We start from the raw sequence: 21201 nt of genomic DNA on the forward strand, positions 1-21201 counted from the left end.
AGCAAGTATCTCTCGGCATGACAAGATACAGCTGTCAACCAGACGAGAATATGATATGATAAAACGGTTGAAATAAATGGTAAATTAGGGGTGTATGTATGAAAAAGAAATTGTTAGGCGCAGCAGCAGTCGCAAGTGTATTTACGTTAGCAGCATGTGGATCAAATGACGAAGCCGTCATCAATTACAAAGGTGGCGAAGTCAACAAGGCTGACGTCCAAGAAGAAGCATACGAAAAAGCTGGTGCTCAAATCGCCTTCCAGCAAACGATGAACAAATTGCTTGAGAAGAAATACGGCAAAGAAGTCACGGATAAAGAAGTCGAAGCAGAAGTCAAGAAGACAAAGGACCAGTTCCCGGATAAAGAGCAGTTCAGTACAACATTGAAATCTGCTGGAATCAAGAATGAAAAAGAATTCGAGAAAGTTCTTCGCACACAAATGCTCTTAACGGAAGCAAAATCTGCGAAATCAAAAGTAACAGATAAAGAAATCCAAGAGCGTTTTGACCAAGAAAAAGTCGAAGTTAAAGCAAGCCATATCCTCGTTGCAAAAGAGTCAGAAGCAAAAGACATCAAAAAACAATTGGATGACGGCGCGGACTTCGCGAAACTCGCAAAAGAGAAATCAACAGATACAGGTAGCGGTGCAAAAGGTGGAGATCTTGGATACTTCACAAAAGGTAAGATGGTCAAGGAATTCGAAGATTATGCGTTCAAGGATGGCGTTGAAGGTAAAATCTCCGATCCAATTAAAACACAATTCGGTTACCACATCATCAAAGTAGTTGATCGTAAAGAAAAGAAAGACTTTACACTCGATAAAGAAAAAGCTCGCATCAAAAAAGCACTTGCTGAAGAAAAAGCAGCACAAGTCAACCCGAACGATATCTACCGTTCACTCATGAAAGAATACGATGTTAAAATCGAAAACAAAGACTTCAAGGATGCTTTTGATTTAGACAAACAAGAACAACAACAAATGCAACAACAGATGATGCAACAACAACAGCAGTAATCAAAAAAGGAAGCCTTTGGGGCTTCCTTTTTTGTGTCGTTTTTTCATATGATTAATAGTTAGCGTACCGTCCGAATCGGTGCTCGTTCGTATTGTTTCGGCAAGGCGACCGTGTCTCCTAGTTCGGCTGCCGCATGATAGACCCAGTAAGGCTGACGCAGTAACTCACGTGCGAGCAGTACGATATCCGCTCGACCGTTACGGACGATTTCTTCTGCATGGGCAGCTGTCGTGATCAATCCAACCGCTCCCGTGGCGATACCTGTCTCTCGTTTCAATTCTTCCGCATAGCTCACTTGATAGCCTGGATACACTTCCGGTACGGCATTGGCGACGACAGCCCCTGAACTGCAATCGAGTAGATCGATGTTACGTGCGGCTAGTTCTTTTGCAAGTGGAATATAGTCCGTTGCCGTCATTCCTCCTGTTGCGTGATCCGCTGCTGAAATCCGAACCCAAATCGAAAGCTTTGAGACGTCCTGAATCCCATCAATGATCTCTAGCAACAAGCGCATCCGATTTTCAATCGATCCACCGTATTGATCCTCGCGGACATTCGATAACGGAGAGAGGAACGTGTTCAATAAATAACCATGAGCCCCATGAATTTCAATGAAATCGTACCCTGCTCGTTCCGCACGTAGTGCTGCATCGATGAACTGTTGTTTGATCGTTGCGATTTCCTCAAGCGTTAATGCTCGCGGATGACCGTATGTGTCATCAAACGGTAAAGTACTCGGTGCGACGGGTGGTTCTGCCGTCGTACTTTTGCGCCCAGCATGGGCCAGTTGAATGCCTGCTTTTGCACCCGCTGCTTTGACTTGCTCTGCGATCCGTTGTAGTCCTTCGATATGCGCATCTGACCAAATCCCAAGGTCACCGGCTGAAATACGACCGTCTGGCGTGACGGCACTCGCTTCTAAGATGACACCACCGACACCACCCATTGCACGGGTTGCATAGTGCGTGACATGCCAATCCGTAACGAGTCCATCTTCTTTTGCACTGTACATACACATCGGCGCCATGATGACCCGATTGCGGAATGTCAACGTTCCGAGTTGAACCGTATCAAACAACTTCGTCTTCATCTTTTTTCCCCCTTATAGCTTCGGACGATAAAAAGCACGATTATCTAGTGCAAATGATCGTTCCGAGAACTGTCCTGGCTCGACATATTCAAGGAGACGATCCATCATCGTCATCCGTGCATCAAGGTTATCGATCAAGAACAAGACTTCTGCCTCGCGCATCTGTGGTGCGACGGCAGAACCCCATTCCGGTCGTCCGTGATGACTTAAGACGAGATGTTGCAAGACCGTCAGTACTTCTGCGTCAATTTGTAATTCTGCTCCGACTTTCTCAAGTTCCGCTACCATCATCGTAATATGACCGACGAGTTTACCAGGCAACGTATATTCCGGTGCAACCGGATCGGATAACTCCTTGATTTTCGCATAATCGTGCAGAATGATGCCACTGATTAGCACGTCACGGTTTAAGGTCGGATAGAGTTGAGCGATTTGATCCGCTAGACGCAACATCGAAAGGACGTGGTATGACAGCCCCGAGTAAAAAGCATGATGGTTCTTGACCGCTGCCGGATGCGTGAAGTAGGCGTCGAATCGTGAAGTAATCAAATGTTTAACGAGCTTTTTCATATCACTGTTCTGAATCGATTCTACGAACGCGAGTACTTCCGTCTCGATCTGCTCTCGCGGAATCGGCGCGGATTGGACATAGTCCTCGACATTCGTCTCCTCTAGGACCGTGATTTGTTTGAGCTTGAGTTGTGTCCGTCCCCGATAGTCCATGACTTCTCCAGCAGCATGGACGATCGACTTCGGCGCATATTTTTCAAGATCACTCGTATCCCACATCTTCGTCTCGATTTCACCTGTCTTATCCGTCAAGATGAGCGTCAAGTATGGTTTCCCATTTGCTGCAATTCCTTTGACCGCTTGCTTGATCATCGCTCGTTGATCGAGCGTTTCTCCAACTGCTAATTTACCAATTCCTTTCATACTTGAAACACGTCCTTTATCTGTAAAATAGGTGTCTTTTTTATATTCCATTGACTACACTTAATGCATATACTATTTCATTCTACTATATGGGAGTCATGAACATGGAACTGGAACCTCAATTTAATTGGTCTCGCTATCTCGATTTAGCTGACTATGAACAAACATTTCCGACGGCTGCCGTCGACCAATCCGAAATGGACTGGGTGACGCAGCTGCGATCGAAAGACATGAACTTCACCCGCTCGGAAAAAGGGGTTCTCTATGGCGCTGTCGTCACCTGGCAAAATCCTGTCGACAAAAGTGACCGCCGCTCGATTTGCTTTTATGTAACGAAAGAAAAACTGATCACGATCGGATTGTCGGATTCAATCGTGTCCCTGGTCGCTCCCTATTCTCCCGCGCATCCATTCGCAGCCTTTTATACGATTCTTGCTTTACAGCTGAACACGTATTTTGCCGGTATCGATCAGTTTGAGACGGAACTATTCTCAAGACAAGATGAACTGCGCGGCAGTATAAATGAAGATTCGCTCGATAGTATCTTCGCGTTACGCGACACAATCGAGAACTGGTCCGATTTGATCGTTCCGTTTCAAGAGCTCGTCATGGCTGGCGAAGAATCATTTCTTGACGAGGACGCGTATCTCGAGGATCTCTCGTTGAAACTAGCTACGAAACGTGTCCGTCGTCTGTTGATGCTCATTGAACATTATCAAAAAGACATTGAGGTCCTGCTCGACTTATCGACGACCGTCTCGAACTTCCGTGGAAACGAAATCATGAAGGCATTAACGATCTTTACTGCCGTCGCGACACCAACGATGGCCCTCGGTGCGATTTGGGGGATGAACTTTAAAATCATGCCGGAATTAGAATGGAAATACGGTTACGCCCTATCCCTAGGACTGATCTTTCTCTCGACCGGTGGCATCTTCTACTGGATGCGCTGGCGCGGATGGTTAGGCGCTCTTGTTCGGATGCCAAAGAACAGTCGACCAAAAAAATAGATATCAGAACATAAGTTCGTTATACTAATTGTATCATATCTACTGAAAGGAGACGCTTGTCCGATGGAACGAAAAATCATTCATATTGACATGGACGCCTTTTACGCTTCCGTCGAGCAACGCGATCGTCCTCGATTAAAAGGTGTTCCTGTCGTCGTCGGTGGACCACCTCATGCACGCGGTGTCGTAGCGACCTGTTCCTATGAAGCACGGAAATACGGGATTCATAGCGCGATGCCGTCACGACGCGCCTTTCAGCTCTGCCCTCGTGCGGTCTTCATTCGTCCCCGCTTTGACGTCTACCGGGCTGTCAGTGCGCAAATTATGGCGCTTTTCCGAGAAGTGACACCGCTCGTCGAGCCTCTCTCGCTTGATGAAGCGTACCTCGACGTCACGGAAAATTATTTTGATCAAAAAAGTGCGACCTATATCGCGCAATATGTTCTTCAGCAAATTAAAGAACGGACAGGTCTGACAGCCTCTGCTGGTGTTTCGAACTCTAAGCTCGTCGCGAAGGTCGCTTCCGGATACGAGAAACCGAACGGGTTGACGGTCGTTCCTCCAGAGGACGTCCTCAGTTTCTTGTCTCCATTAAAAATTGGAGATTTACATGGCGTCGGAAAAGTCACGGAACAAGCGTTACGAAAACAAGGAATTGAAACCGTCGCAGATGTCCAAGCAATGCCGGTCGAACAATTACGAGCATTGCTCGGACGCGATCGCGGAACGGAACTGCATGCAATGGCGCATGGCATCGATGAACGTCCCGTTCGTCCGGAACGCGAGCGAAAATCAATCGGTTCTGAGACGACCTTCGAAGAAGATACGGAGGATATCGATACGATATTCGAGACGTTGATTCGAGAATCAAAATCCGTCATTGCGAGTCTTCAAAAAAAAGAACTCGTCTGCCGAACAATCACAATCAAGTGGAAGACCGATACATTCCAGTCACGTTCGAAACGGCATACATTTTCAGAAGAGACGGCGGACGAAGAACGATTACTTGAGGAAACAACGAAACTCTTCAATGGCATCACCTTCGACGGACCGATCCGCTTGATTGGTATGACGGTCAGTCACCTGACTACTCCTCCCGCTGCGCGACAGTTGACGTGGCAAGACTTGGACTTACGCTTGTAAAATGAATGGTGATTCACTATACTAAATACAAGACCGATCAGACAAGGGAGGAACAAGTATGCAGTATACGATTACAGTCTTTTCAGATCGTGGTGAAACGTTACTCGATGACGTTTTTGAAGCAGACACAGATGGACAGGCACGAGAAGAAGGGATTCGGCGTCTCAATGAGAGTGGCTACGCTCATCATGCCGCTCGCGTCACACGTTCAGGTCGTTTGATTCATTTCGAGCGCGCTTACTTGCCACGAATCGTTCCTGCTTCATCTTGAGCCATACAAAAAAGGAAGACGGCCATAATGGCGCGTCTTCCTTTTTGATGACTTATTGAACGTCGTCTTGTTGCTCCATCATTGGCGCGTAGAGTTCTTCTAACGGCTTCATGATGATTTGTGTGACTTCTGTCAACATCGTGTGCATCCGTTGCTCTTCTTGCATCAGCTGACTGATTAATGGGTTGTTTTGTACTTCGAGCATCTTTGTTTGAGCAGACGCCATATCGTCTGGTGTGATTTCTTCACCTTGCATCTGTTTTTGTTGTAATTCAAGTTGGATGTTACGGAACGATGCGAACAATTCGTTTGATTCCGGATCCGCGTTAACTTGCGTGTACAAGTCTTTTAATGTCGTGTACTCCGAAGTTTCACGTAATGCACGCTCCAGTGTGTACGCGTGATCGTATAAGTTTGTTTCTGCCATGAGTAAAACCTCCAATTTGTTTAGACGAGATAAAGCCCCGCCTGTATCAATCCAATTAAACCACCTAACAACCCTCCAAGCCAAGTGATAGCCCGGAATTCTCGCTTAGAAATCGATAAGACGATTTCCTCGAGATATGCAGTATCCAGCAAACCGACCTCTTCTCGAACAATCGTTTCGAGATCGAGTGTCTGCAAGATTTGCCCGATTTGATTCGTCGTCCGTTCGAATAGATGATCGATGACGACAGGGACATGTTGCTCGAGTAATTGTGCTTCGAGTGGATTCAACCAGACGCGTAATGGTGTAGCAAGCATCGATTCAATCGGTAAACGCGCCAAGACTTGTTCTTTGACAGTCTGTCGAATCCGTGACTCTGTCTCTTCTGTCATATAAGACGACAGTGGACGATCCAGTCCCTTTTGCCATTCCTGACGTAATAAGGCAAGGATGAACTGAGACGTCGACTCTGATTGAAGTACCCGTTTCAGCTCCGGCTGAATCATATCAACGACGTTGACGTTCGCGAGCAACATCCCGAACATCCCACCTCCGAGACGCTGTTGGATGAAACGAGCAACCGTTTCCTCGAGTTGTAGACGTCCTTCTGGTCCATCAAAATATTCCTCTGCTTGGTGCAATACGGATGTGACGAGTCGTGGCATGACCTCCTCGATTTTTTGTTCTCCGGCTTCCCCGATCAACTCGCGTACGGATTTTTCACGCCATTTACCCATGAGGAGTGAAAACTCCTGCTCCAAGTGATAACTGATTTTCCCTTGGATCCGTTGTTTGGGTTCGTCGATGAAGCGACTAATCCACGCTTCCGTCGTCTCTTCCGAGCGTGTCCATTTCATGACTTCTTGTTCGACAAGCCGCGTGACGGCTCCACGAACAGCTGGTGATGCGAGACGTTTCCCGATCCCTTCTGGCGTCAAAAGATGCTTGACGACCGTCCGTCCGAGATTCGCTGCCAGTTCATCCCGCCGTTTAGGAATCAGACCCGGCGTAAAGGGTACGCGAAATTTTCCGATGTATTTCGGTTCAAGTGGTCGAAATAACATCCGAATCGCTAGATGATTCGTGACTGCGCCAATCAGGGCCCCAATGACGATGATTCCAACAAGTTTTAATACGAGTAAAAACGTATCTGACATAAGTTATCATTCCTTCCGATTTTCGACTTATGATAAAGTCGAGATAGTTATGTACGATTTAGGAGTGATGCCGTGTGTTACGACAACTGATGACTGTATTCAATGACCAGCTTACGACCGATCCGAATGTTTATTGCCAGGAACAGTATAGCGTATATCGCCTTGAAGATGGACTCTGTTTTGGAATCAAGGCGACCGCCATCTCTGACCGCGAACAACAACTGCTTGATGTATTCGCTGAACGCATCATTACGACGTCGCGGTCTGATATCGATTTATGGCGAGAGCGTATCCAATCTGCTCATGCCCTCGAAGATCAGTCGTTCCGACTTGTCCATTTTTTGTTCAATCCAACCGATGAACGGACAAGTGAAGAAATTCAACAATTGCTCTCCTCTTTCTTTTCGCAGACGAGCATCCTTATTCCTTTTAGCACACACCGCTTCACGGTCGTTGAACGCGAAGAGTTTGTCATCGAGTCCGAACTATCCGATTTATTTTTAGCATTACAATCTGATTTTGTACTCGACGGTAAGGTATTGCTTGGTCAACAACGTGCTGCAGGTGATATCGCCGTCCAGTTCCAACTTGAACAAGCAGCGCTTGCTTTCGTTCCTTCGATGCAAATCGAACGTTTCTTGCCTGCCATGATCCGTCTTGCAAGTCTAGATGACCGGCATCGCGCGACACTCGTCGATCAGTTCATCCGTTCCCTCGAGCCAGAGTCTCGTGAGACGATTCTTGCTTTTTGTCGAGCTAATTTGAACGTCTCTCTGACAGCAAAACATCTATTCTTACATCGAAATAGCCTCCAGTATCGACTCGACCGGTTGACGGAGCAGACTGGAATCGATGTTCGCTCATTTGAAGGTGCTACTTTCCTCTATACCTTACTTCTTGTAGCATGATGCCTAATTGAAAACGTTTGCATTTAGTCAGGTTGTCCATAGGCAGACTCCCTGACTTCTTTTATACTAAATCTTGTAAGCGTTATTATTTCATCATTTACATTAGGGGGAACTACACATGGCTGAAATTCGTCTTGAACATATCGATAAAATCTACTCAGGTGATGCAAAAGCGGTTGATGACTTCAACCTTCACATTAAAGATAAAGAATTCATCGTCTTCGTCGGACCATCAGGTTGCGGTAAATCAACGACGCTCCGGATGATTGCTGGGCTTGAAGAAATCTCAGGTGGGGATTTCATCATCGACGGTAAACGCATGAACGATGTAGCGCCAAAAGATCGCGATATCGCGATGGTCTTCCAAAACTACGCGCTGTATCCACACATGAACGTCTTCGATAACATGGCGTTCGGATTAAAGCTTCGGAAGTTCCCAAAAGATGAAATCAAGCAACGCGTCGATAACGCAGCTCGTATCCTTGGTCTTGAAGAATATCTCGAGCGGAAGCCAAAAGCACTTTCTGGTGGTCAGCGTCAACGGGTAGCGATTGGTCGCGCCATCGTTCGTGATGCTAAAGTCTTCTTGATGGATGAGCCGCTCTCGAACTTAGATGCTAAATTGCGGGTACAAATGCGTAAGGAAATCATTCAGCTACACAAACGTCTTGAGACGACGACGATTTACGTTACGCACGATCAGACGGAAGCGATGACGCTTGCGACACGAATCGTCATCATGAAAGCGGGTATCATTCAACAAGTCGGTACGCCGAAAGAAGTCTATGATCACCCAGATAACATGTTCGTCGCTGGATTCATCGGTTCACCATCGATGAACTTCTTGACAGGTAAATTAGCGGAAGACGGTCTCTTCCACGTTTCAGGAACAGAAGAGAAGTTCGAAGTACCAGAAGGAAAAATGAAAGTTCTCCGCGATCGCGGTTACACGAACAAGGATCTCGTCCTCGGAATTCGTCCAGAGGACATCCATGCGGAATTGATCTACCAAGACACGAAAACAGCACACCGCTTCCCAGCACATATCGAAGTCTCCGAATTGATGGGTGCAGAGTCTTACCTCTACTCAAAAGTCGGACAACAAGCGTTCACGGCACGTGTTGATTCTCGTTCACACGTCGAGATGGGATCGCAGCTTGATCTTTTCTTCGATATGACAAAAGCACACTTCTTCGATGCTTCAACAGAAGCAACGATCCGTTAATCGCATCATCGATCAGTTACGATGTTTCAGACTGTCCTTTTAAGGGCAGTCTTTTTTATTGACAGACGTTCCTGTAACTTTGTATGATACTGCTTGTAGCTTAAAATTAATCCTATTCGAAAACTAGGAATTGAAATCATTCATTTATAAAGGAGAGAGCGCTATGAAACACGGTTTGAAATTAGCTGTAGCAGCATTATCGACAGCGGGGGTGCTTGCAGCATGCGGCGCTTCGAACGACAACGCAGGTTCTGATAAAGAGTCAAAAGTCATTACAGTCGGTACAGAAGCAACGTATCCACCTTTCACGTATAAGGAAAAAGGAAAATTGACAGGTTATGACGTAGACGTCATGAACGAAGTCGCAAAACGTGCCGGCTATAAAGTCGATTACAAAGCGATGGACTTCAAAGGACTCATCCCAGCACTCGATTCAAAACGAATCGATGTCATCGCGAACCAAATGGGAATCACGCCTGAGCGCCAAGAAAAATACGCTTTCTCTGATGCGTATACGGTCTCTGGTTCAACGATCATCGTCAACAATAAAACGAACGACATCAAAACACTCGACGACTTAAAAGGAAAGACAGTCGGTTCGACACAAGGTTCACTTTATGCCAAAACGGCTGAAGAAGCTGGCGCGAAAGTGAAGTACTACAAAGGTGCGAACCAAGTCTTAAAAGATCTTGAAGCAGGTCGTGTTGATGCTGCTATGAACGATCGTCTCTTCGTTTTAACGGAGCTGAAAAAAGCAGGCTACAAAGTCAAAGCGGTCGGTGAGACGTTCGATAAGAACGAATCAGGCTTCATGATGGCGAAAAACAGCAAGTATACAGAAGACTTTAATAAAGCACTCGCTGAGATGCAAGAAGACGGCACTCTTGCAAAAATCGGTGAGAAGTATTTCAACGAGGATATCAGTAAGTGAGTGAATTACTGACGATCGTCCGGGATAACTCGGACGTCTACGCAAAGGCGATTGGTACGACCCTTCTAGCAAGTGGTCTCGCCATCGTCTTTGCGCTTATTCTCGGGTTGATTCTTGCCGTCATGCGTGATAGCCGTCTTGCCGTCTTTAGCGGTTTTGCACGTTTATACGTCTCCTTCTTCCGAGGAACACCATTGCTGTTACAAATCCTGATCTTATACAATGGTCTCGTTGTCCTTCAATTGACTGGATTCCAAGCTCTCGCTTTCGGCTTATCGCTTCACTTTTCTGCGTATATCTCAGAATCGTTCCGCGCTGCTATCTCCTCTGTCGATCGTGGACAATGGGAAGCCGCTGATTCGCTCGGTATTCCGCGCCGTAAGACATTCAAGGATGTCATTTTGCCGCAAGCACTATCTCGGGCGATTCCACCGCTTTCGAACTCTGTCATCGATATCATCAAATCGACATCACTCGGTACGATTGTTGCTGTCGAAGAATTGACGTATGTCTCTGACCAGATTTCAGCAACGACGTATCTCGTCATGCCGTTGCTGCTATTCTCAGCTGCGATTTACTGGATCATGTCAACGCTCATTCAAAGTGTTCAACATCGCTTGGAGGCACGATTCAGCATTCCAGAATGAATTTTCCACACTTGGAACCGTCAGGATTTCAAGTGTGTTTTTTTAGATTTTTTTAGGTTTAGCACTAGGCAATCCGGGAATAATCAAGTATACTAATAAAAATCAGAATTATCTGACAACTTACAAAGGAGCGTGGCCGAGATGAAACAAGTAATTGAAGCTTTCCGTAGACAAGATGCAGAGCAGCGAATTCCAGTGCTACGTCTCGAAATCGATTATGAGCTCAGTACGCTCTTCGATGCGATTCAAGCCAATGACCAAGCTGCCATGTCAGCAAGTAAAGATCGTTTAGATAAATATCGTCAGGAGATGCTTCGCTTAGAAGCTTAACCTCATAGATCCCCCATCTCTCCTCCCCCTTGAGATGGGGCTTTTTTTGTTTACTTTTTGACATATGTTCTATACGTAAGCGAAAGAAAGGATCGCTTCCGGATGATATATCGGAAACGATCCTCTCACTTTATTTCGCTAACGGACATTTTACGCATTGATCCGCTTCTATCTCAAAATCAATTAATCGACGTCACGACCACGTGATGCCTTCAAAATCTCAAACCACTGTTCGCGTGTCAACGACAATTTCGTCGAACGAACCGCAGATTCAATGCGTTCAATCTTACCAGAACCAACGATTGGCATGATACGTGCTGGATGTTTGAGCAACCATGCATATGCGACTTCGTCGATTTCTTCTGCCCCGATCGTCTCTGCGATTTCCGCTAATTTTTCGCGTAACGGTGCATATTGCTCGTCCTTGAAGAGACGACCGCCCGCAAGCGGACTCCATGCCATCAACGGCATCTCATTTTCATGACAGAGATCAACGGATCCGTCCTCGAAATGTTTCAGTTCCGAAACCGACAACTCGAGTTGGTTCGTCACGAGCATGAATGGTAAGCGCGACTGAATGAGACTTTGTTGCGCAGGTGTATGGTTCGAGAGACCGAATGTCCGTACCTTTCCTGCGTCCTTCAACTCTACGAACGCTTCAGCAATCTCGTTCGGGTCCATCAACGGATCTGGACGGTGAATCAACAACGTATCCACGTACTCGACACCGAGTTCTTGAAGAGAACGGTTGACTTGTTTGATGATATGCTCTTTCGTCGTATCGTAGAATGACAACGACTGATCCGAGAAATGATTCCCTTTCATCTTGATGCCCGTCTTCGTAACGATCTCCATTCGGTCACGTAACTCCGGTTTTAAAGCAAGCGCTTCTCCGAATAAGCGTTCATTCGTGTAATCGCCATAGATATCTGCGTGATCAAACGTCGTAATTCCTAAAGCAAGACATGCTTCGATCAATTCAAGCCGCTCTTCTTTCGTCATCTCCCATTCATTCAATCGCCATAAGCCGTGAATGATGCGTGAGAATGATAAATCTTCTGTTAGTTGAATCCGTTCCATCTATCTTCCACTCCCCTATCGTATAAACTCTATCTTGTTTACTGTACCCCAAAATGGTACCGGTTGCACGAATTTCACTTTTTGATGCTTTGAGATAAAAAACAGGACCCCGTCGATGACGTGATCCTGCATGGGACTTATTGAATTTGTTCGACTTCTTGCATGACTTCATCTTCGATCTGCTGACGTTTCCGTGTCGTCTCAGCAGCATCTGGTGACGTGACGCTGAAGTAGAATTTGATTTTTGGTTCCGTACCCGATGGACGAAGGCAGAACCACGATCCATCGCTGAGCGTAAACTTCAGTACGTTGGATTTTGGCAAGTTAATTGGTGAAGGTTGATGCGTCTTCAAATCGTGGGCGATGCTCGCATCATAGTCCTCGAATAAGACGACCTGTTCTCCAGCCACTTGTTTTGGCGGATTTTCACGGAACGTATCCATGATACGCCCGATCTGTGCCACGCCATCCTTCCCTTTGAGCGTTAGAGAGCGGAGTGACTCTTCGAAGTACCCGAACTGCTCGTAAATCGCCTGTAATGCCTCATAGAGCGTCCGTCCTTCTTTCTTATGGTACGCAGCCATCTCAGCAGCTAACAAGCACGCTTGGACGGCATCCTTGTCTCGGCAGAAGTCACCGATGAGGTATCCATAGCTCTCCTCGTATCCGAAGAGATACTCATATTGACCCGATGCATTGTATTGTTTGATTTTTTCCCCGATGAACTTAAAGCCTGTCAATGTGTTCTCGACATGGAGATCATAATGACGCGCAATCAATGCACCCAGTTCTGACGTAACGATCGTCTTCGCGACGAATCCGTTCGCTGGCAGTGTTCCTTGCGCCGCTTTTTGTGAAAGGATGTAGTCGAGCAATAACGCTCCCGTCTGATTCCCTGTCAGGACTGTCCATTCTCCGTCGGCATCACGTGTTGCGACTCCGACACGGTCAGCATCTGGATCCGTCGCAATCAAGATGTCGGCATCTGTCCGGTCACCATATTCGATCGCCAGTTTAAAGGCAGCATGTTCTTCCGGGTTCGGCGACGTCACGGTCGGGAACGCACCGTCTGGTTCCGCTTGCTCCTTAACGACTGTCACATGTTCGAATCCATACCGTTTCAAGCCTTCTGTTACCGGCACAAGACCTGTTCCGTGAAGTGGTGTGAAGACGATTTTAAGTGGATCCGCTAATTCCGATTGAATCGAAGGTAAGACACGAATCGTTTGTAATTTGTTTTGATACGCCTCGTCGAGCTCTTCTCCGACACGGACGATCAAACCGTTCGCGCGAAGGACTTCTTCTTGCTCCAGTTCAATCGATAGCTCATCTTCGATTTGGCTGACGTACGAAACGAGTTCATCCGCCTCTTTTGGTGGAAGTTGTCCACCGTCATCCCCGTATACTTTATAACCATTGTACTCTGGTGGGTTGTGACTCGCCGTGATGACGATCCCGCCCGCCGCTTGTAAAGACCGAACCGCAAACGAAAGTTCCGGTGTCGGACGTAGACCGTCGAACAGATACGCTTTGATGCCGTTGCTTGCGAGCGTACGTGCCGCCTCTAGCGCAAATTCTGGTGAGAAATGGCGTGAATCGTGTGCGATGACGATTCCTTTTGCTGCCGCTTCTTCCCCCGACGCCTTAATGAATGCCGCGAACCCTTGTGATGCTTTTCGGACCGTATATACGTTCATCCGGTTCGTCCCGACACCGATTTCTCCACGCATACCACCTGTTCCAAACTCGAGTTCTTTATAGAATGCTTCTTCGGCTGCTTTTTCATCCGTTGCTAGCGTAACTAATTCTTCTTTTAATGTACTGTCTAAATCAGCGAACTGATCCCATTTTTGATAGGTTTCTTTCCATGACATGGTAAATCGACTCCTTTTTTAAATGAGGGTAAGACTTGCGATGATGCGATACCTTTCATATGATTAACACTAGAAAGGGTAAGGTGATGAGGCATGTTTCCTACGATTCAAATGGCAGATCTTCAACAGCTCGTCCGAACGGATCAGATTCGCTGGTTTGACTGCCGATATGACTTGCAACAACCTGAATATGGACGAAATGCTTTCTTGGAACAACACGTCGAAGGTGCACAGCACCTGGATTTAACGACTGACCTTTCCGGTCCCGTCGATGAGGTCGGCGGTCGGCATCCGCTTCCTTCAAAAGAAGCGTGGCAACACACACTGGAACAGCATGGTGTGACACCAGAAGACTTCGTCGTCTTGTATGACGATGGTTTTCCTTATGCAGCTCGTGCGTGGTGGTTATTTAAATGGATCGGACATGAGCGTGTCGTCGTCCTTGAGGGCGGATTCTCCTCTTACCTAGCGTTCGATCTTCCGGTCACGGACGACGTTCCTACTTATGAACCTTCTCATTACGCGCCTCGTTTTCAAGATGAGATGCTCGTCTCGTTCGAAGAGCTGAAAGATCAGCTGACAGAAACGATGGTCATCGATTCCCGTGCGCCCGATCGATACCGTGGAGAAATCGAACCACTCGATCACGTCGCCGGCCACATTCCAGGTGCCGTGAATTGTTTCTTCGAACAAGCACTCTCACCAGATGGTCGCTTACGGGACGCGGAAGATTTGAAAGAATTGTACGCCGACATCCTACCGGTCACAGCACCTATCCTCTATTGTGGAAGTGGTGTGACCGCGTGTGTCAATGTCATCGCTCTCCATTCACTCGGGAAAACTGATGTCCGGCTTTATGCCGGCTCTTATAGTGATTGGGTCAGCCGTGGTGAAGATGTCTCCCGTTCGTAAGCATCAGACACTGACAGAAACATCTGTCAGTGTCTTTTTGTTCAGAGTTGAATCGGTTTGATGTTCCAGATCGCATTCGCATACTCTTTAATCGTTCGATCACTTGAGAACACACCTGACCGCGCAATATTAAGAATGACGCGTTTATACCATTCTTCTGGTTGCTGATACATCCGATCAATTCGTTCCTGCGCTTGTTGATACGACATGAAGTCTTTCAGGATCAGATACTCATCATTATACGTCAATAATGAATCGTAAATCGCTTGGAATTCACCTGGAGCAAATAAGGTTCCATCAACGAGACTATCAATAATCCGTCGTAACTCGGGTTGGGCATTGTATTGATCGTATGCACTGTAACCGCCGTATTGTTTATAATTCATGACTTCTTGTGGTGTTAAGCCGAAGATGAAGATGTTCGCATCCCCGACCTCGTCTCGAATTTCGATGTTCGCTCCGTCGAGCGTTCCGATTGTCAGTGCACCATTCATCATGAACTTCATGTTGCCGGTTCCAGAGGCTTCATAACTTGCAGTCGAAATCTGTTCACTGACGTCACTTGCCGGGAAAATCTTCTCAGCAAGCGATACACGATAGTTTTCTAGGAAGACGACTTTCAAGTATGGACTGACGTCTGGATCCTGATTGATCAAGCGAGCTAACGCATTGATATAACGAATGACTTCTTTTGCATAATGATAGCCTGGCGCCGCCTTTGCACCAAAGATGAATGTCCGTGGTGTCATCGTGAAGGAACGGTCCTCCTTCAGACGATAGTAGAGCGAATGAATGTGTAACGCATTCAAGAGTTGACGTTTGTACGCATGCAATCGCTTGACTTGAACATCAAAAATCGAGGTTGGGTCCACGACGATACCGGTTTCTTTTTCAATGAGCAACGCTAATTCTTCTTTGCGCTGAAGTTTGATCTCGGCGATGTCCTTCTGTAATGCTGAATCCTCTGCCCATTTCGTCAACTTTTGCAAATCAGACGGATGCTGAATCCAACTATCCCCGATTGCTTCCGTCACACGATTTGCCAGTGCTGGGTTTGATGAGAGGAACCAGCGACGATGTGTAATTCCGTTCGTCTTATTATTAAAGCGAAGCGGAAACATCTCATAAAATAGGCGCATCTCACGCTGCTTCAGAATCTCAGTATGAATCTGAGCGACACCATTCGTCGAATGCGTTCCGACAACAGCCAGATTCGCCATGTTGATCCGGTCATCCGCGATGATGGCGATATCTCGCATATGCGCTTCCATGTGTGGATAGTTCGCAAGCACATCCTTACAGAAGCGTCGGTTGATTTCCTCGATGATGAGGTAGATGCGCGGTAACAAGCGACGGAACAAATCGATCGGCCAGCGCTCGAGTGCTTCTGACAGTAACGTGTGGTTCGTAAACGACATGACACTCTTTGTGATCCGCCATGCTTCTTCCCATCCAAATCCTTCTTCATCGATAAGGATCCGCATTAACTCCGGAATCGCGACGACCGGATGCGTATCGTTGATATGGATGGCGATATGATTTCCGAGTTGCTTCAGTGAATGATTTCGTTTTTTAAAGGACGTCAAGATACTCCGTAATCCAGCAGAAACGAAGAAGTATTGTTGCTTCAGACGCAACTCTTTTCCTTCATAGGTCGTATCATCCGGATACAAGAACTCGGAAATCGTCTGAATCGATTGTTTATGTGCCAGTAAATCTTTATAGTTCCCACGGTATTGGCTAAGTAATTCATCATCATCAAGTGGAGACTCAGCACTCCAGAGTCGCAGGTTATTGACGACCTTGTTTTGATAACCGACGATCGGCATGTCGTACGGAACAGCACGAACGATTTCAGCCGGTTCATGATGGACGCGATACCCATCACCGACTTCTTCAAGCCAGACATGTCCACCGAATGGAACATCGATCGCTTTATCGGAACGTCTGATTTCCCACATGTTCCCGTTCTTCAGCCAGTTATCCGGTAATTCGACTTGATAACCATCGATGATTTTTTGCTTGAAGAGACCATACTGATACCGGATTCCGTTCCCGTGTCCAGGAAGACCGAGCGCAGCAAGGGAATCAAGGAAACACGCCGCGAGACGTCCGAGACCCCCGTTCCCAAGTCCAGGTTCCGGCTCTTCTTCCGTCAAATCACTGAGCTGATATCCGAGTTCTTCAAGTCCCCGCTCGACATCCTTTAAGACATCAAGACTCAATAGATTGTTATGCAGGAAACGTCCGAGTAAAAACTCGAGTGAGAAGTAATAGACTTGCTTACTTTTTTTATGGATATATGTTTCCTTCGTCCGTAACCAATCGGTCGTGACCGTCTCGCGTACCAGATGGGCAAGTGTCTGATAAATATCGTTTTCTGTTGCTTCCGTTATTGCCTTGCCATGCATCGAAACGAATCGTTCCGTAAACCTCTCCTTGAACTTCTCTTTATCTTTGAACATGACGTAACCCCTTTTCCCAGTGATACGATCAAGTGGCGGACGGTGCAATCAAACGATATAACGCCAAGTATTCGTCGGCTGAACGCAACCAACTGAAGTCCTCATTCATCGCTGTCTCAATCAAATGATCAAAGACTGGTCGATCATGATACACCTCAATCGTACGTTTAATCGCTTCTAAAAACTCATGTGCATTATAATTCGCGAACGAGAATCCATTTCCTTCTAATGTGAACTGATTGAACGGTTTGACCGTATCACGGAGCCCACCTGTTTCCCGAACGACCGGTAAACAGCCATACTTCATCGAAATCAACTGACTGAGACCACACGGTTCAAAACGCGATGGCATCAAGAAGGCATCACTTCCTGCATAGATCCGTTGTGCGAGACCAACGTCAAATCCGATATAAGAAGCGATTTTGTCTGGACGAATCGATGTCGCATGATGGAACAACCCTTCATATTCCGCTTCACCCGATCCGAGAATGATGAACTGCGCATCGAGTTCGAACAAGTCTGGTAAGATATGCGCGAGTAAATCGATTCCCTTTTGGTCGACAAGACGAGATACGAAACCGAACAATGGTACGTCCGGATTGATTGGGAGACCTAGTTCCTCTTGTAAAGCCGCCTTGTTTTTTGCTTTTCCTTCCGTGACGGTATCAACGGAATACGTCTCAACGAGATGCGTATCATGCGCAGGATCAAATTGACGATAGTCGATCCCGTTCAAGATGCCACGCACGTCAACAGCACGATGTTGTAAGACTGGCTCAAGCGTCTCACCGTAATAAGGATCCATGATCTCATCACGGTACGATGGGCTGACTGTCGTGATTTGATTGGAGTGGACGAGTCCTGCCTTCATGTAATTGACGAGTCCGTTATGAGCGATCCCATCCGCTGTGAAATGTTCATGACTCAAGCCAAGTAAGTCACCAAGCACTTCCTCTGGGAAGACACCTTGGTATTGTAGATTGTGAATCGTAAAGACCGTTTTAATGTCTTGATAGCGCTCGAGGTGTTGATAATGGATGCGTAAGAACGCTGGAATCACACCTGTTTGCCAATCGTGACAATGGATGACGTCCGGTACTTCCTTTCGATCCAAATGTTGAATCATCTCAAGGACAGCACGTGAGAAATACGCAAACCGTTCCGCATCATCGTAATGTCCATAAATGACGCCATCCCGTTTGAAGTAATACTCATTATCGATGAAATAGAACGTCACACCATCTTGTTTCAAACGAAGGACGGCGCCAAATTGCTGGCGCCAACCGACTGGCACGATGAAGTCGAACAAGAACTCCATCTCTGATTTGTATTGTTCCTTGATTTGACCATAATTGGGTAAGACGACTGAAACGTCTGCCCCTTCCTCAGCAAGCGCTAAGGGGAGCGAGCCGACGACGTCAGCTAGCCCCCCTGTCTTGATGAAGGGTGTCGCTTCCGTGGCAGCAAACCATACCTTCATGAATGACATCTCCTTTAAACGATTGTTTGTTTTTTGATGACGATTGGTTCTTCTACCGTTCCGCGGATGACTTGACCGCGTTTGACAGTGACTTCTTTATCGAGAATCGCGTACTCGACGACCGCGCCTTCTTCAATGACTGATTTTTGCATGATGATCGAGTTCTTGATGCGAGCGTGTTTTCCGACTTTGACACCACGGAACAAGATGCTGTCCGTCGTCGTTCCTTCTAATTTACAGCCGTTCGCGACAAGTGAGTTCTTGATGTCAGAACCCGGTAGATAACGTGTCGGTGGCTCATGCTTGATTTTCGTATAGACGTGCTGGAAGTCATTGATTGCTCCCCATTGTTCAAGCAACAGCATGCTCTCACGATAGTATGAACGAAGCGAGTGAATGACTTGTGATGTACCACTGTACTCATAACCGTGCACGTGTAGACGGTTCAGTTGTGAACGAATGATACTCTGAAGTAAATCGTACTCACCACGAGCAATCGCTTCATCAATTAAACGAACAAAGAGATTTTTCGATAGAACGACCGTCTCCATGTAGAACGTCTCATCCGTCGGCTGGAATCCGCGTGATCCAATCGCTGTCACGCGATTCTGTTCACCAAAACGGATCGGGCGGCAGTATTTACAAGGTAGTTCACGCTTCGTATAGACGACCGTAATATCCGCATTCGATTCTTTATGTTCACGTAATACATCGCGATAATCCACCGCGGATAAGATGTTTGAACCAGAGACGACGACATAGTTTTCCTTACTGCGAAGGAAAAAATCACGGTGAAGGTGGAAGTTCGATAGATCCCCACGGAACTCGTTCGCATCTTGTGACAATGCAGGTGGGAAGATATAGAGTCCACCGTTTGAACGGTCAAGATCCCACTCTTTACCCGATCCAAGATGGTCCATCATTCCACGATATTTCTCGAGCGTAAAAATCCCGATGTTTGCGATATCGTTTTGTACCATGTTCGTTAATGTAAAATCGATCAACCGATAACGTCCTGCAAATGGAACTGCCGCTAAGTTACGATGTTCCGTCAATTCCTTGAAAAAGCCTTCTTCTCCGCTTAAATTGATGACACCTAATAAATCGACCTTCATCCGAATATCCCCCTTATTGAATCGCTTCTTTGATGACTTCGTTCTTCTTGACGATGCTGTCTGCTTCGATGACGAAAACTTCTCCGTCTGGAGAGCCGATCGTTGCACCATCTTCTACGATCACACCGTCTGCTAAGATTGCCCGATGAATCGTGACGTCTCGTCCGATTTTGACGTTCGGGAAGATGACCGAGTCTTTGACGAGTGATCCTTCTGCTACGTCGACACCATGGAAGAGAACCGAATGATTGATTTCGCCTTCGATATGGCATCCTTCATTGATGATCGATGTCTCGACTGTCGCAGCATTCCCGATATATTGTGGTTGCTGATTCGGGTTGACCGAATAGACTTTCCAAGAAGGATCATATAAATCAAACTCTGGTTCTGCCGTCAACAAGTCCATATTCGCTTCCCAGAGCGATTGAATCGTTCCGACATCTTTCCAGTATCCTTTAAATTTATAAGCTCGAATATTGAGGTTTTCAAAGAGCATGTTCGGAATGATGTTCTTACCGAAGTCAAAGCTTGATTCCGCATCACCAGCATCTTGAATTAAATGGCGTTTTAATACATCCCAGTTAAAGACGTAGATTCCCATCGATGCAAGATTCGATTTTGGATTCTGTGGCTTTTCTTCGAATTCATTAATCCGTAGATCATCATCCGTGTTGAGAATTCCGAACCGTGGTGCTTCTTCCCATGGCACTTCACGAACGGAAATCGTCACGTCCGCTCCGCCAAGACGATGCTCTTCAATCATCTGTTCATAATCCATTTTATAAATATGATCGCCTGATAAGACAAGAACATAGTCAGGGTCAAATTGGTTGATGTAACTCATGTTTCGATAAATGGCATTTGCTGTTCCTTCGTACCAGTTCTTTCCGTTTTGCGCCTGGTAAGGAGGTAGAATCGTCAAACCACCGTTTCGTCGATCTAAGTCCCATGCACTCCCGATTCCGAGATAGCGGTTTAATTCAAGTGGTTCATATTGCGTCAATACACCAACTGTATCGATTCCTGAGTTCGTACAGTTTGATAGTGGGAAATCAATGATCCGGTACTTTCCTCCAAATGCAACAGCTGGTTTTGCAGTATGTTTCGTTAAAGCTCCCAGACGTTTCCCTTCCCCGCCTGCAAGTAACATCGCAACGACATTCTTTTTAGCCATTTCGTCCCCTCC

Annotated in this window: 20 protein-coding genes; 10 read left to right on the forward strand and 10 right to left on the reverse strand. The window is 46.6% G+C overall.

Annotated features, from left to right (window positions below):
- Window positions 1-98 precede the first annotated feature (98 nt).
- Window positions 99-1016 (forward strand): peptidylprolyl isomerase, encoded by a 918-nt coding sequence (locus B3G15_RS03915; protein WP_214860898.1) that lies wholly within the window; start codon window positions 99-101, stop codon window positions 1014-1016.
- A 59-nt stretch (window positions 1017-1075) separates the two neighbouring features.
- Here B3G15_RS03915 and namA read toward each other — a convergent pair whose 3' ends face one another.
- The gene (gene namA, locus B3G15_RS03920; RefSeq protein WP_290715913.1) at window positions 1076-2107 is read right to left on the reverse strand and encodes an NADPH dehydrogenase NamA; all 1032 of its coding nucleotides are present in this window, start codon (window positions 2105-2107) and stop codon (window positions 1076-1078) included.
- A 12-nt stretch (window positions 2108-2119) separates the two neighbouring features.
- The gene (locus tag B3G15_RS03925; RefSeq protein WP_029340932.1) at window positions 2120-3040 is read right to left on the reverse strand and encodes an HD domain-containing protein; all 921 of its coding nucleotides are present in this window, start codon (window positions 3038-3040) and stop codon (window positions 2120-2122) included.
- 104 nt (window positions 3041-3144) lie between these two features.
- Between B3G15_RS03925 and B3G15_RS03930 the strand changes: the two genes are divergently transcribed.
- From B3G15_RS03930 to B3G15_RS03940, 3 genes are all read left to right on the forward strand, one after another.
- A complete protein-coding gene (locus B3G15_RS03930; protein ID WP_023467340.1) occupies window positions 3145-4050 on the forward strand; it encodes a magnesium transporter CorA family protein in 906 nt (301 codons plus the stop codon).
- A 63-nt stretch (window positions 4051-4113) separates the two neighbouring features.
- Entirely contained in the window at window positions 4114-5193 is a 1080-nt protein-coding gene (gene dinB, locus B3G15_RS03935; RefSeq protein WP_029340930.1) for a DNA polymerase IV, read from the forward strand.
- Window positions 5194-5251: 58 nt separating this feature from the next.
- On the forward strand, window positions 5252-5464 hold the full coding sequence (locus tag B3G15_RS03940) for a YhzD family protein (RefSeq protein WP_058703678.1): 213 nt from the start codon (window positions 5252-5254) through the stop codon (window positions 5462-5464).
- A gap of 52 nt (window positions 5465-5516) precedes the next feature.
- Here the strand turns inward: B3G15_RS03940 and B3G15_RS03945 are convergent, their stop codons facing one another.
- Together B3G15_RS03945 and B3G15_RS03950 are read right to left on the reverse strand one after the other, a co-directional pair.
- The gene (locus B3G15_RS03945) at window positions 5517-5891 is read right to left on the reverse strand and encodes a YlbF family regulator (protein WP_023467337.1); all 375 of its coding nucleotides are present in this window, start codon (window positions 5889-5891) and stop codon (window positions 5517-5519) included.
- Window positions 5892-5911: 20 nt separating this feature from the next.
- Window positions 5912-7048 (reverse strand): DUF445 family protein, encoded by a 1137-nt coding sequence (locus B3G15_RS03950; protein ID WP_290715924.1) that lies wholly within the window; start codon window positions 7046-7048, stop codon window positions 5912-5914.
- A 74-nt stretch (window positions 7049-7122) separates the two neighbouring features.
- Here B3G15_RS03950 and B3G15_RS03955 point away from each other — a divergent pair, with 74 nt between their 5' ends.
- The 5 genes from B3G15_RS03955 to B3G15_RS03975 all read left to right on the forward strand — a co-directional run bounded on the left by B3G15_RS03955 (window position 7123) and on the right by B3G15_RS03975 (window position 11089).
- The gene (locus B3G15_RS03955) at window positions 7123-7956 is read left to right on the forward strand and encodes a PucR family transcriptional regulator (protein WP_214860894.1); all 834 of its coding nucleotides are present in this window, start codon (window positions 7123-7125) and stop codon (window positions 7954-7956) included.
- A 118-nt stretch (window positions 7957-8074) separates the two neighbouring features.
- Window positions 8075-9181: an ABC transporter ATP-binding protein gene (locus tag B3G15_RS03960; RefSeq protein WP_035409428.1), complete on the forward strand. Its 1107-nt coding sequence runs from the start codon at window positions 8075-8077 to the stop codon at window positions 9179-9181.
- 163 nt (window positions 9182-9344) lie between these two features.
- On the forward strand, window positions 9345-10112 hold the full coding sequence (locus B3G15_RS03965) for a transporter substrate-binding domain-containing protein (protein ID WP_047396216.1): 768 nt from the start codon (window positions 9345-9347) through the stop codon (window positions 10110-10112).
- Window positions 10109-10759, forward strand: coding sequence for an amino acid ABC transporter permease (locus B3G15_RS03970; RefSeq protein WP_023467332.1), 651 nt, complete (start codon window positions 10109-10111; stop codon window positions 10757-10759). Before B3G15_RS03965 ends, B3G15_RS03970 begins: the two co-directional genes overlap by 4 nt.
- Before the next feature lie 141 nt (window positions 10760-10900).
- The gene (locus tag B3G15_RS03975) at window positions 10901-11089 is read left to right on the forward strand and encodes a hypothetical protein (RefSeq protein ID WP_023467331.1); all 189 of its coding nucleotides are present in this window, start codon (window positions 10901-10903) and stop codon (window positions 11087-11089) included.
- Window positions 11090-11272: 183 nt separating this feature from the next.
- Here B3G15_RS03975 and B3G15_RS03980 read toward each other — a convergent pair whose 3' ends face one another.
- Together B3G15_RS03980 and B3G15_RS03985 are read right to left on the reverse strand one after the other, a co-directional pair.
- On the reverse strand, window positions 11273-12169 hold the full coding sequence (locus B3G15_RS03980; protein WP_058265034.1) for an aldo/keto reductase: 897 nt from the start codon (window positions 12167-12169) through the stop codon (window positions 11273-11275).
- 137 nt (window positions 12170-12306) lie between these two features.
- Entirely contained in the window at window positions 12307-14043 is a 1737-nt protein-coding gene (locus B3G15_RS03985) for a phospho-sugar mutase (RefSeq protein WP_290715939.1), read from the reverse strand.
- 93 nt (window positions 14044-14136) lie between these two features.
- Between B3G15_RS03985 and B3G15_RS03990 the strand changes: the two genes are divergently transcribed.
- Window positions 14137-14955, forward strand: a complete 819-nt coding sequence (locus B3G15_RS03990) for a sulfurtransferase (RefSeq protein ID WP_214860891.1) — start codon at window positions 14137-14139, stop codon at window positions 14953-14955.
- 41 nt (window positions 14956-14996) lie between these two features.
- On the opposite strand, the gene B3G15_RS03995 is transcribed toward B3G15_RS03990, so the two are convergent.
- From B3G15_RS03995 to B3G15_RS04010, 4 genes are read right to left on the reverse strand one after another with little or no spacing between them, the layout of a single operon-like run.
- Window positions 14997-17420, reverse strand: a complete 2424-nt coding sequence (locus tag B3G15_RS03995; RefSeq protein ID WP_290715943.1) for a glycogen/starch/alpha-glucan phosphorylase — start codon at window positions 17418-17420, stop codon at window positions 14997-14999.
- Window positions 17421-17448: 28 nt separating this feature from the next.
- Complete coding sequence (glgA, locus tag B3G15_RS04000) at window positions 17449-18900, reverse strand: glycogen synthase GlgA (RefSeq protein WP_223041402.1); 1452 nt, start codon at window positions 18898-18900, stop codon at window positions 17449-17451.
- Between the two features lie 14 nt (window positions 18901-18914).
- Entirely contained in the window at window positions 18915-20015 is a 1101-nt protein-coding gene (gene glgD, locus B3G15_RS04005; protein ID WP_290715950.1) for a glucose-1-phosphate adenylyltransferase subunit GlgD, read from the reverse strand.
- Window positions 20016-20028: 13 nt separating this feature from the next.
- Window positions 20029-21189 (reverse strand): glucose-1-phosphate adenylyltransferase, encoded by a 1161-nt coding sequence (locus tag B3G15_RS04010; RefSeq protein WP_058265030.1) that lies wholly within the window; start codon window positions 21187-21189, stop codon window positions 20029-20031.
- Between the last annotated feature and the right edge of the window lie 12 nt (window positions 21190-21201).

It is taken from the genome of Exiguobacterium sp. UBA1053, from assembly GCF_002316465.1.
Lineage (GTDB): Bacteria > Bacillota > Bacilli > Exiguobacteriales > Exiguobacteriaceae > Exiguobacterium_A > Exiguobacterium_A abrahamii.